12 protein-coding genes are annotated in these 12,595 nt (G+C 36.8%); 7 read left to right on the plus strand and 5 right to left on the minus strand.

All coding sequences use genetic code 11. The annotated features are described in order from the left end of the window. Nucleotides 1-29: 29 nt before the first annotated feature. Complete coding sequence (locus AY601_RS04160; RefSeq protein ID WP_068396862.1) at nucleotides 30-2,591, plus strand: DUF5686 and carboxypeptidase-like regulatory domain-containing protein; 2,562 nt, start codon at nucleotides 30-32, stop codon at nucleotides 2,589-2,591. Here AY601_RS04160 and AY601_RS04165 read toward each other — a convergent pair. After that, complete coding sequence (locus AY601_RS04165) at nucleotides 2,588-3,799, minus strand: BamA/TamA family outer membrane protein (protein ID WP_068396866.1); 1,212 nt, start codon at nucleotides 3,797-3,799, stop codon at nucleotides 2,588-2,590. The genes AY601_RS04160 and AY601_RS04165 overlap by 4 nt on opposite strands. 72 nt (nucleotides 3,800-3,871) lie before the next feature. Here AY601_RS04165 and AY601_RS04170 point away from each other — a divergent pair, with 72 nt between their 5' ends. Both AY601_RS04170 and AY601_RS04175 read left to right on the plus strand, forming a co-directional pair. Then, complete coding sequence (locus tag AY601_RS04170; RefSeq protein ID WP_068396869.1) at nucleotides 3,872-4,588, plus strand: DUF92 domain-containing protein; 717 nt, start codon at nucleotides 3,872-3,874, stop codon at nucleotides 4,586-4,588. Between the two features lie 190 nt (nucleotides 4,589-4,778). Further along, the gene (locus tag AY601_RS04175; RefSeq protein ID WP_068396873.1) at nucleotides 4,779-5,462 is read left to right on the plus strand and encodes a substrate-binding periplasmic protein; all 684 of its coding nucleotides are present in this window, start codon (nucleotides 4,779-4,781) and stop codon (nucleotides 5,460-5,462) included. Nucleotides 5,463-5,650: 188 nt separating this feature from the next. On the opposite strand, the gene AY601_RS04180 is transcribed toward AY601_RS04175, so the two are convergent. Continuing rightward, entirely contained in the window at nucleotides 5,651-5,887 is a 237-nt protein-coding gene (locus tag AY601_RS04180; protein WP_068396876.1) for a hypothetical protein, read from the minus strand. Nucleotides 5,888-6,031: 144 nt separating this feature from the next. Here AY601_RS04180 and AY601_RS04185 point away from each other — a divergent pair, with 144 nt between their 5' ends. Next, nucleotides 6,032-6,676, plus strand: a complete 645-nt coding sequence (locus AY601_RS04185) for a DUF1269 domain-containing protein (RefSeq protein ID WP_068396879.1) — start codon at nucleotides 6,032-6,034, stop codon at nucleotides 6,674-6,676. A 24-nt stretch (nucleotides 6,677-6,700) separates the two neighbouring features. Here the strand turns inward: AY601_RS04185 and AY601_RS04190 are convergent, their stop codons facing one another. Next, nucleotides 6,701-9,064 (minus strand): ABC transporter permease, encoded by a 2,364-nt coding sequence (locus AY601_RS04190; RefSeq protein ID WP_068396882.1) that lies wholly within the window; start codon nucleotides 9,062-9,064, stop codon nucleotides 6,701-6,703. A gap of 207 nt (nucleotides 9,065-9,271) precedes the next feature. On the opposite strand from AY601_RS04190, the gene AY601_RS04195 reads away from it, so the two are divergent. The 3 genes from AY601_RS04195 to AY601_RS04205 all read left to right on the plus strand — a co-directional run bounded on the left by AY601_RS04195 (nucleotide 9,272) and on the right by AY601_RS04205 (nucleotide 11,080). Then, the gene (locus AY601_RS04195) at nucleotides 9,272-10,222 is read left to right on the plus strand and encodes a helix-turn-helix transcriptional regulator (RefSeq protein WP_068396885.1); all 951 of its coding nucleotides are present in this window, start codon (nucleotides 9,272-9,274) and stop codon (nucleotides 10,220-10,222) included. Nucleotides 10,223-10,290: 68 nt separating this feature from the next. Further along, nucleotides 10,291-10,791 (plus strand): DinB family protein, encoded by a 501-nt coding sequence (locus AY601_RS04200; protein WP_068396888.1) that lies wholly within the window; start codon nucleotides 10,291-10,293, stop codon nucleotides 10,789-10,791. A 79-nt stretch (nucleotides 10,792-10,870) separates the two neighbouring features. Next, on the plus strand, nucleotides 10,871-11,080 hold the full coding sequence (locus AY601_RS04205) for a DUF6965 family protein (protein WP_068396891.1): 210 nt from the start codon (nucleotides 10,871-10,873) through the stop codon (nucleotides 11,078-11,080). A gap of 4 nt (nucleotides 11,081-11,084) precedes the next feature. Here AY601_RS04205 and AY601_RS04210 read toward each other — a convergent pair whose 3' ends face one another. Both AY601_RS04210 and AY601_RS04215 read right to left on the minus strand, forming a co-directional pair. Then, nucleotides 11,085-11,492 (minus strand): MauE/DoxX family redox-associated membrane protein, encoded by a 408-nt coding sequence (locus AY601_RS04210; protein ID WP_068407151.1) that lies wholly within the window; start codon nucleotides 11,490-11,492, stop codon nucleotides 11,085-11,087. A gap of 322 nt (nucleotides 11,493-11,814) precedes the next feature. Beyond that, entirely contained in the window at nucleotides 11,815-12,393 is a 579-nt protein-coding gene (locus AY601_RS04215) for a Crp/Fnr family transcriptional regulator (RefSeq protein WP_068396895.1), read from the minus strand. Nucleotides 12,394-12,595 lie beyond the last annotated feature (202 nt).

Below are 12,595 nucleotides of genomic sequence, written 5' to 3' on the forward strand. Positions count from 1 at the left end.
AAAAAGACTTAGGCCAGGCGTTTTAGATTATGATTGATATCCAGAAGAAGTCTTTTTGTGTACTAACTGTACTTGTTTTTCTTTTTACATTCCAGGCTGCAGCGCAGCGTACCGTAATTTCAGGAACTATAACAAATATTAAGGATAGAAGCGCTATTCCTTATGTTACAGTTTTGTTTAAGGGTTCAAAAATAATGGCAAGAACAGATATTGACGGAAAATACGAGATTAGTACGACTGAGCCTTATACGCAGTTACAAGTCGAATATATAGGCTTTAAAACACGCTTTTTTCCTGTGGTTGCTGGTCAGTCTCAGGTACTGAATATTAAGTTGCAGGAAGAGTCACAGAATCTGAGTGAAGTAAAGATCAGTTCTAATAAAAAGGCTCCTTACAAGAATAAGGGAAATCCAGCTGTTGAACTGATCAGGAAAGTAATTGAGCATAAATCGATGAACAGGCTTGAAAGTGCAGATGCAGTGCAGTATCAGCAGTATGACTGGATGCAGTTTTCACTTAGTAATTTATCAGAGAAATTTAAGAATAAAAAGCTTTTCCGTAAATATCAGTTCTTATTTGATCAGCAGGATTCGTCTGCAATAGGTGGAAAAAACATTTTACCTATTTATCTTCGTGAACGGTTTTCTCAGAATTATTACCGTAAAAATCCTGAAAAAACAAAAGTGATTATGCTGGCTGATAAGCATGTGAATTTTGATAACGGGCTTGTTGATAATAATGCTATTGGTAATTATTTTGAAAGAATGTATGCAGATGTAAATATCTATGATAACAATATCATTTTTACAAATAGCCAGTTTTTAAGCCCTATTGCTGCTAGTGCACCTACATTTTATAAGTTTTTTATTACCGATACGATCAGGACTTCAAAGCCTAATTTAATTGAGCTTTCGTTCGTGCCCCGTAATAAAAATGCACTGTTATTTGAAGGAAAGATCTATATCACAATGGATGGGAAGTATGCTGTTCAGAATGCATTCTTGAAAACGGGCAAAGATGTAAATATAAATTTTGTCCGGGCTATGGAGGTTAAGCTAAATTTTGAAAAGGATTCATTGGGCAAGTTTTACCTGAGTAAAAGTCATTTATTAGTAGACTTTGGTTTGGGAAGTGATGGGGGCAGAGGCTTTAAAGGAGAGCGGACGGTCGTGATTAAGGATTATAAAACAAACGTAATGCAACCAGATGCGATTTATAAGGGGGAAAGCCTGGTTGTGGTTCCGGAAGCAGAAAGCAGGTCTGATCAATTCTGGGCAAATAATCGTCTGGATACTTTGGCGAAAGAAAAGATCAAAATTTACCGCAATATGGATAGCCTTGGTCAAATGAAGTCTTTCAAGCGTTTAATGGATGTAGCTTCTATTCTTTTTATAGGTTATAAAAAATATGGAAAGACTGAGGTTGGCCCTATCTATAGTTTTTATAGTTTCAATAACCTGGAGGGCTTCAGATTAAGGTTCGGAGGCCGGACGACTACAGACTTCAGTAAAAGATTTTATTTTGATACTTATGCTGCCTATGGTTTTAAGGATGAAAAGATGAAAGGTTATCTGAGTGCTGCTTATGCTTTTAACAATAAGTCTATTTATACTTTTCCCCAAAGTTTTATCAGAGCGAGTTTCCAGCGTGATGTTGATATTCCTGGAGATGGTGCTAAAAATATAATTCCAGAGGATAATTTTATTGCATCTTTTAAACGTGGAGAAAACAATCAATTCTTATATAGTGATTATTACAGGGTTAACTATATGCAGGAATATAGCAATCACTTTTCTTTTAATCTTGGGTTTAAAAAATGGGCGCAAACTCCTGCTGGATCGCTCATTTTCGCTAATTATGTAGCGAATAAAGCGGTACTAACTGATCGGGTTATCAGTTCTGAATTTAGCCTGGATCTTCGTTATGCACCCTTTGAGAAATTTTATCAGGGTAAAACTTTCCGTGAGCGGATTATCGAAAAGTATCCGGTATTTAACCTGAATTATTCAAGAGGAATAAAAGGGTTATTTGGAGGACAATACAATTATCATAACATTATGGGCAGTATTGATAAGCGGTTCTATATGTCACAGTTCGGACGTTCAGATGTGAGATTAGAGGGTGGTTATATAGCGGGTAAGGTGCCTTTTCCATTACTGGATATCCATAGAGCAAATCAAAGTTATTCTTACCAGATATACGCTTATAACCTGATGAATTTTATGGAATTTGTAAGTGATCATTATGTGAGTTTGAATATTGATCATAATTTCAATGGATTGATATTAAATAGAATACCATTGATCAAAAAGCTGAAATTAAGAGAGTACATTACTTTCAAAGGTTTATATGGTGGTTTGAGAAAAGAGAATGATCCTAATCAGGATGCTTCTTTATTGCAGTTCCCGGTAAATGGTGATGGCGTAAAAACCACTTATTCGCTCGGTAAATTACCATATATAGAAGGAAGTATAGGGATTGGGAATATTTTTAAAGTTGTCCGCCTGGATTTAGTCAGAAGATTCAATTATTTAGACAATCCTGGTATTTCTAAATATGGGTTAAGGGCAAAGGTTCAGTTCGAGTTTTAGAAGGCTTCGTTGATGCCGACGAACACACCATTTGACCCATTACCAAAGCCATAATCAAGACATAGGTTTGTTCTTGTATGTTTGTTGAATAAGATACGTAATCCGGCTCCTCCACCTGGTTCCCAATAGTCGAATAGACGTGTGCGGGACTGGTTATTAGCAGTTTGCATATTGAAGAATGTGACGCCGCTGATTAGTTTATTCGCTGTAATGGGGAATCTGTATTCCAGTTCATTGTAAAAATAAGAGGGACCTTTAAAGCGGGCAATTGTATAGCCACGGCCCATACGCTGATAACTATCGCTTCCTGTTCCTGGCAATTCCAAATAGGGGATTTTTCCTTTTAACAGATAAGAGCCCCATAACCAGAAGGCAAGCACGTGCTCAGGATTCTTTCTGGATAGTGACCAGTATTTCCTCAATTCTGTTTTTAATTGTGTGGCATTCTGGTCACTGCCTAACCATTTTCTATTTGATCTGAGCGATAGATTGATATAAACCCCTTTATAAGCACGAAATGGTTGGTCACGTGTATCATATAATAGATTTACTGAGAGTCCGCTGGCTGTATATCCATACGTAGGGAAGCCATTTTTAACACTGTAAAAGTGATTCCTGGTTTTTGACTTGGCTGAATTCTCGCGTTCGTCGTCAATATTTGTATAATAATTAAAAGCCAGGCCTGCTCCGGCATAAAAGTTATCAAATATCTTGCGGTATATATTTTCATATAACTTTGCATAAGTATACTTGATCGGAGATATTCCAGGGTCATCTTTGCCTGTGCTAATCCCATGGTCAAGAACAACAGTTTTTCCAAATTCCCAACTTCCTTCCAAATACCATTGATTGGCTTCAGAATAGACGTTATGTTTTAATTGTATCAGGGCAAGCTGGTTAGTTGAAACTGCTCCGAAAGCATCAAAAATTGATATTGTAGTGGTTTTAGGATTGCCGAATATCTTAGTTACGGCAACATCTGCACCGAACATGAAGCCTGTACTTGGGGTATATCCAATGGTTGGCAGAACGGCCAGACTGCTGGTCTTTTTTAAAGTAGTATCCGTTTTTTTCTTAAACAATATTCTAAATATATCGTTTACATCTTGCTGTGCTACAGTGTCTTTTAAGGCAGATTTTTCCTGTGCAATTAGCGCACAAGAAGTACTCATCAAAAGAAATAACGCACCCAGAAAATAACGAAACATATATTTTTTAAAATTACAAAGAATATCTTCAATCTTGTCAAGGCTGTCTCATAAATTTTAATACTTTTAAGCATGTTGATTCAACACACCGCTCTTCCTGTTGCTATTTTATTGATTGCAGGCGGATATTTTAGTGTCTATTTCCGAAAGTTAACTATAGGAGCAGCCACTACCGGGGTATTATGCGGAATACTCATTTTTCTTGGAATTGGTTATGCAGGACTGGCTTTGCTGGCCGCTTTTTTTTTATTGGGGACACTGGCTACAGCATGGGGCAGGAAAGCGAAAACGCAACTGGATAAACCTGGGGATGCTGTTCAAAGAGAATCCGGACAAGTGCTGGCTAATGCTGGGGCAGCAACGCTGCTTTCTTTTGTAGCGATAGTTTTTCCTGCGTATAAAGAGGTTTTACTCTTGATGGCAGCTGGAAGTTTTGCCTCAGCTACAGCGGATACTTTATCTTCTGAGTTGGGTGTATTATATGGGAAAAGGTTTTATAATTGTTTGAACTGGAAAAGAGAGCGAAAAGGGCTCGACGGTGTCATCAGTTTAGAAGGTACATTGATTGGTATAGCAGGGGCAGGTGTAATTGCATTAATCTACAGGCTGTTTAGCGTAAGCGCTGGTGGCATGGTAATTCTTGTTTTTGCAGGTTTGATGGGGAATTTTTCGGATTCAGTGCTGGGAGCTGGTCTTGAACGGCGCAATTTTTTGGGCAATGATTGGGTGAATTTTCTAAGTACGTTATTTGCCGCAGGCATAACTCTGGTATTAATCAGCGTTTTCTGATGGTTTTAATTTTCTGATCGTCAAATGAAATATTTATATTGGAGATTATTGAAAAAGACCCTTAAAATTAACTAAAATTGTCAGTATAAAACAACGAGTTGGCCCGGGTTGTTAATCTTCATTAGAAAAAAATGAATAAAATAAGGGATCGATGCAAATATGCGACCCCTGAGAATTGAAATAACAAATTATGAAACAAATATTGAAGATAGGACTGGATTCTGCAGCGCCTTTTCCTTTACACAGCGATTATAATTCATCTGTATTTGAAGGATTTGAGGTAGACATGATCCGGGCAGTTGCTGAAGTTTTGAATCTCGAACTACATTATGAGGTTTCATTATGGAAAACTATCCTCGAAAAGCTATATAAAGGTGAGCTGGATATGATCTGCTCGGCAGTGACTATGACTTCTTCCAGGCAAATGATCCTGGAATTTAGCAAGCCTTATTTGCAATTCCAGTTATGTGCGGTGGTTAATGGTGGAGATGGTCTGGTTGATCTGAGTAGTTTTAAGAATAAAAAAATAGGGATCAGGACTGCTACTGAGGCTGAAAAATATGTCATGGCCCAGTTTCCCGGGAATGTAACTGTACATACGGATACAAATGATGAACTCTATAAAAAGCTCCTTGCGCATAAAATCGATGTGCTCATAGATGATTCACCTATTGTGGGTGGCTTTCTTGCAAAACATCAATCCCTAAAGATTGGTATGTTTATGCCGGGAACAGAGTCTGAATATGCTATAGCAATGAAAAAGGGTGATCTTGCACTTAAGCATCAGATTAATGAAACTCTTGATTTGTTAAGGCAAAATGGGATTTATGATGCTATTCATGACAAATGGTTTAATAGTATTAAACTTGTCTGATTATCATCTCATTAATTAATTGTAATTTTGTATCTTAATTATTGTTTTTAGAGCTGTAAGATTTGTACCGTGGATAAGAAAAAACATAAAGATAAAAAGCATTCCAAATCTAAAAAGAAAAAGGAATGTTGTGAGAAGTATAAAAAAGGTAAGCGCTGCGATAATTGTCCTTTAGGGTAATTTAATCTTCAGGCCTTTACAGACTTTGTAGCATCCTGTATAATCCCAATTAAACGGGGGTTGTTTTCGCGGTATGCCTCGCTGAGCCAAATATATTTTCCCATTTCTATATCGTAAATTGCAACGCTGGGACCATGCTCAGGCCCAAGTTCGCTAAAATATTGATGGCAGGCTACAATAGATCCTAATCTGCAGTACCAATCCTGATCCAGTTTATAATTGATGTTGATTGCTAAGTATCTCATACTTCAAACTTAAGCAGTGGTGTAAGGCCCTTCAAGAAAATTATATAAAATAGCCGATATGTTATATATTAAACCAGTTGCACCAAACAAAACGGCTTTTTGATTGCTTTTATAGTATAGTTTTTACCCAATAAGTTATCAATTATGGAAAAAATAATACAGGCCTTGTTCAATACCGATTCAGAGGCATTTAATGCCATGCAGGCTATACGTCAATTAGCTCATTCACAAGAAATTTCCTTAGGGGAATCTTATATTCTAAGTAAGGATAAGGATGGAAATACAGCGATTCGCTCTGCTAAAGATGAAGCGGAAGGTTACAGTGCAATAGGAGGAGGGATAATTGGTGGATTAATTGGATTATTGGCCGGACCGCTTGGTTTTCTTGTAGGTATAGGTGCTGGTATGGTTGCCGGTTCTGTTGGCGATACAGTCAGGGCAGAAGGAGTATCAGATTACCTGGATAAAGTTTCTGCAAATATTCCGAACGGTAAGTCTTTATTGATTGCTCATGTTTGGGAAGATTGGGAAACTCCTGTTAATACTGTTCTGGAGCCGTTAACGCAAGATATTACCAGAACAAGTGTAGACGATGAGGCCTTTATTCCAGCACCTGCCAAACTTGTCGCTCTCCGTGAAAATCAGTTGTCACGCTGGGTAGATAATCATCATGAACATAATGCCGACAGAGGTACTTTAGAAGCTCACTCGCAAGAAAAACAGGGCCGGATGGAAAGTCGTATCAAAGAACAAAAAGAAAGGCTTGAGCAGCTTAAAAAGGATAGGTAGTTTTAATTTATTTGCAGGTAGTAATTATTCGTTTTTAAGGGAGTCTGCTGGGTTTGATTTAACTACTTTAATGGATTGAAAGCTTACTGTCAGTATGGTAATTAGTAGCGAAAGTCCAATTGCAATCGCAAAAGGTAATATAGAAATAGCTATTCTGAAACTATAGGAGGCCAGCCAGTTGTTTATAAGGAGATAAGCAACTGGAAATGCGATTAAATTACCAATAGCTACCAACTTTATAAAATCTTTGTTCAATAGGGTAATAATATTTAAATTACTTGCCCCTAGTACCTTACGGATGCTTATTTCTCTTTTTCGTTGTTCTGCCATAAATAAGGCCAGCCCTAAAAGTCCAAGGCAGGAAATGAAAATAGCAAAACCACCAAACCAATTTGATAAAATGCCCAATAGCTTTTCGTTATGAAATTTCGTCTCGAAACTTTCATCTACAAAATGCCTTTCTACCGGAAAATCTGGATTCATCGTTTTAATTATATCATCAATCTTATTGACTGAATTACTTACATTCTGATTAGGATTCAGCCTGGCAATGATTGTATATATTTCATTCATATTATAACTAATAGCCATCGGTTCTGCCCTTTTATAGGGAGATTCCATAACAAAATCTTCCATTACCCCTATAATTGTTAATGGTTGGTTAGCATATTTAATTACAGTACCTACAGGATTTTTTAAACCCATTATTTTTACCGCTGCTTCATTTATGATAATTGTTGCTGAGTCTTTATATTTGGGAGAAAAATCCCGTCCTGACAACATTTTTGCACCGGTTGTTTTAGTGAAATCGTATCCTGTGTTCCGGTAATTAAAGATGAATATATCACTTGGTTTTTTACCTGCCCAGCTAAAATCACTTGTATTATTCCCTCCATCATCGAGAGATTGACTGAAATAAGTTACATCGGTGACGGCACCGGATTTAAGTAATTGATTTTTGATCAAAAGTAATTGAGATTTGGTCCTTATTTTTCCTTCGGCAAATATGTCTATCAGACCGGCCTTGTTATATCCAATCGGTTTATTTCTTACATAATTCAATTGCTGATAGATTACAGCAGTACAAACTATAAGGCAGGCGGCGAAGATAAACTGGAAGACTACAAGTATTTTACGGATTGAAAGAGAAGAATTTCCAGCGGTATTAAATCCCTTCAATACTTTAACTGGTTCAAAGGAGGAAAGATAAAATGCGGGGTAACTTCCTGCTACAAATCCGGTCAATAAGGTTAAACTAACTAATACTGACCAGAATTTCCAGTCTTTATAGTTAATAGTCAGTTCCATATGTAGTAACGCATTAAAATATGGGAGACTGATTTCCAGTAAGGTAAAGGCTATCAGCATGCCAATAAATGCTAATAACATGGATTCCAGCATAAATTGACTGATCAGGGATTTTCTGGAAGAGCCAATTACTTTGCGCACACCAACTTCTTTTGCCCTTTTTTCAGATCTTGCTGTAGAGAGGTTCATGAAATTTACGCAGGCAATCAGCAAAATAGAAAAAGCGAGCATCAGGAAGATCCTGAGCTGATCAATTTTACCACCTGTAGATTTTCCATTTTCAAATTTATCATATAAGTGCATTTTAGAAACAGGATGTAGAAAGGCTTCACTGGAAGAGATAGTTCTGTTTCTTTTATAAATCCCTTTCATCTGATTGTTGACCTGATTGAAAAACTGATTGTCTTTGAGTTGTACCAAAGTCATGCAGACATTGCTTTTCCAATTGGGTTCTTTGAGAGGTGGATTATGCTTCTCATTTAATGCCCAGGGCAATAGATAATCGAACCTGATACTATTGTTTATGGGAATATCTTCAATCACAGCTTCGACTTTCAGGTTTTCAGTGTTTCCCAGTTTTATTATTTTATTAATTGGGTCTTCACTGCCGAATAGACTTTTAGCTAGTGTTTCGGTCAGTATTACTGTGTTTACTTGTTTTAAGGCAAGGGCTGGATTACCTTTAATAAATTTATAGTCCAGTATTTTAAGGAAAGACGGATCGGCATAAATTGCTTGTTTTTTGAAGTTGTTATGTTTATAGCTGATTAATGTTTTTTCTGGGAAGGTAGAGTGAGAAGTGTAGGCTACTCCTGGTATTTTATCCCTGATCTCTCTGGCCATTGGCGCAGGAGTCCATGGCCAGCTTGTGATCTGCCCATTGGCGGTTAAATTATCAATCGCCAGGTAAGTCTTCTCATGATGAGTAAACTGCTTATCGTAACTCATTTCATAAGCGACATACAGTAGTAAAATGAGACAACTGGCCATACCAATTGCTAAACCACCAATGTTTATGAAAGTAAATACCTTGTTTTTCCAAAGATTACGCATTGCTATTTTGAAATTCAGTTTAAACATATCTGTTATTAAATAAGGATCAATTGATGAATTGATCGTTTAGCTAAGGATATGCCAATAAAAAAAATGTTAATCCAATAGCAATAAACTATGTTTTCTAAATTAAGTTAAAAATAATCGTTCGTAAATGAACATATAGTGTGCATCTGTGAACAATAGATAAATTTAATATGCTAATTTTATTAGCTAAATTTATAGCTTTGAGCTATGAACCGAATAGACCGCCTCTCTGCTATACTCATTCAATTGCAATCACGCAGAACGATCAGAGCACAGGATATTGCTAACCGTTTTGAAATTAGCTTGCGAACAGTATATCGGGACATAAGATCTCTGGAAGAAGCTGGAATACCAATTATTGGTGAAGCAGGGGTGGGATATTCACTGACAGATGGCTACAGGTTACCGCCGGTGATGTTTACCCGTGAAGAAGCTACAGCATTCATTACTGCAGAAAAGCTAGTCGTAAATCTCACTGATACTGCGAATGGTAGTTCTTACAGCAACGCGCTTTATAAGATAAGAGCTGTTTTGAAAAGTGCAGATAAAGATTACCTTGAAAATCTGGATGACAAAATAGAGGTATTTAAGGCTACGCATGTATCACCAGCACTTCATGCGCATCATAACCCTTTACAAAGTATCTTGAATGCCATTGCAGGGAAAAACGTAATGCAATTAAATTATTTTGCCTACTACAGGCAAGAACATACATCAAGGCTGATTGAACCAGTTGGTGTATTTTATCTGGATAACTACTGGCATCTGATTGCTTATTGCAGAGAAAGAGAAGCGTATAGAGATTTTCGTTTTGACAGGATCACAGATCTTAGTACATGCCCGGAACTCTATAATGACCGTCATCCATCGCTGAAAAATTATCTCCGTGATATGTTTAAAGAGATTAAGTTGGAAGAAGTGATTATAAAAGTTGACCAGTATGCTTATCCATATCTTGGACAGCAAAAGTATTATCATGGATATGTAACTGAAAATCAGCTGGAGGATGGCATTGAAATACAGTTTCTCACTAATTCTTTAGAGGGTTTTGCCCGTTGGTTTATTGCTTTCGCTGATCACGCTGTTGTTTTACAACCAGAGGCATTGCTGGCCAGAGTGAGATGTATTTATGCTGGTATTGGTGAAAAACTCGCTTAATAAAAAGAGCTACTGACATAGGGTTGTCATCGGGCATTTGTTTCTTTGACTTAACAAATAAAACAAATATGACGTCAACTATTCAAAACTTACTAAAAGAACTAACCGAGGAATCGATAGTTACCCGTAAAATGCTGGAACGTACTCCAGCTGATCAGCTGGATTGGCAGCCGCATGAAAAAAGTATGTCTATCAGTAAATTGGCTGGACATATTGCTGAATTACCAGGTTGGGTGAGCATGACTTTGAAAACGGATGGACTAAATTTTGCAGACCAGGGTTATCAGGCGCCAGTGTGGAATTCTAATTCAGAATTACTTGAAATCTTTGAAAAATCATTGGCTGAAGCAGTGGCAACGCTGCAAACTACAAAAGAAGAAGATTTATTGCCAAACTGGACATTAAAAAATGGGGAGCAGGTGCTGATGTCAAAAACAAAAGGGGAAGTTATCCGGCATTCTATGAGTCAGATTGTTCACCATCGTGCTCAGTTAGGCGTTTATCTTCGTTTATTGGATATCCCTCTTCCGGGTAGTTATGGGCCAAGTGCAGATGATCCGAATTTATAAGCTTTATATTTTCTTTAAAAAAAGGCCTTCATCTTATTATGAAAGCCTTTTTTTTAGTTATTTCTTTTAACTTCGCAAGATGTCAATAGAAGAATTAGAAGCCTATTTTACTGGAATAAATTTACCTGATCAAATTGAACTGGAACGTGGGGTTATGGTCATGAATGTACCTCTTTTTTTAGAGTCACATCTAAATTATGTAAAGATCAATCCTGACTTAAGATCTGCTGAAGTTTTTATTCACCGCTTAAATCAACTGAAGGATAGGTTAGAAGAACTTAATGCCTGATTTCTTATACTTCCATTAGTATTACCCCTGCGAGGGCAATCAATGTCAGTACAATGTTTACTTTAAAGTGGTTAGACCATCCTAATTTTGCAAATAAACCACCGCAAGCACATGGGTATTGGTCATAGATTTTAAAGACCACTCCTCCCACATAAAGTGTAAATGCACCCATCATAAAAAAGGATGAATACATTCCTATCAACCTGGTCTGTGGAATTAACAATAATCCAACTAAGATAAGCTCAGACAATGGTAAAACGTAAACTAGAATCTTTCCCACCCATTGGGGAAATACCTGTGTCATCAGTGCTTGTTTAAACTGATGGAGATTAAATAGTTTTGATAAGGCTGCATATGCCCATAACAAAACGAGCATTCCGGTAATGATGATAATAAAAGGATGTAGGTTCATAATTTTATACATTAGGTTAATTCCAAATCAATTAATTGCAGAACTGAACGAAATAGTCATTCTAGGGAAGGACGTGTAAAGACATATTTTTGTCAGTCTGCAATTAATAGGGATCGTTAATTTATCTTGTTTGATGAAGGCAATTTACTGACGGATTTGGCGCTAAAAAAGGGACAAATGTCCCAAAAGGATTAAAGTTATAGTACAAAAAAAAAGCTGTAACCCCTGGTAGAGGGAAACAGCTCGGTAAGGCCGGTAAAATGCCGGCTGGTCAAATAATTTGAGAAAGTATAAGGGGAAACTGCGCGGTTAACTGCTGATCCTAAAATCTTCTGGTTCTGGATCTTATGCGGTTTAGTGTTTTTCGGGATATGCCAAGATAGGCGGCAATACTTTCTACTGATGCTTTCCTGAAAATTGCAGGACAATCTCTCATTAAGTGCAAATAATGTTCTTCGGGTGTATAAGCAGCGAATTCAAGAATTCTCTTCTCACTCATTTGCTGGTAATCCTGCATAATCTTCCGCACATATTCATTTGATTCAGGGAAACTTAGCAATATTTCTTGCACGTCCTCAAAAGATATGGATAAAAGTACACCAGGCTCCAAGAGTTCTATATAAGTGTCTGAGGGAATCTGATTGAAAAAACTATTGAGTGGAACCATAATGTCATTCTCATTCCAGAACCAAAAAGGTACTTTCTTTTCTTCTTTAAAAACAAATCCCATAGCAGATCCTTTTTCGATAAACCAAGCGCGGTTGGGGATTTGTCCTGGTTTTAAGATAATCTGACTTTTGGCATAATACTCCCTCTTAATCATTTCGTTGAGTTTTAATTCTAACTCTAAACGCAAAGAATTCTTTCCTGCTAGCAGTCTGAACAATTCTTTATTTTCCATTTCATATTATAATTTAAAAATGACACGAATTATTAATTAGTCTGTAAATGTGATCTGCACTTAAAGTCTAGATTTTATGCAAATCATTATAAAATAACTCAATATTTTATTGTTAAGTTGGTACGAGCAGTTTGATGTGCATACATGGTGTTATAGGTTAATAATCAACAAAATACGAAAAATATCATTTACTTTAATTATT

This window comes from Pedobacter cryoconitis (genome assembly GCF_001590605.1).
GTDB classification, from domain to species: domain Bacteria; phylum Bacteroidota; class Bacteroidia; order Sphingobacteriales; family Sphingobacteriaceae; genus Pedobacter; species Pedobacter cryoconitis_A.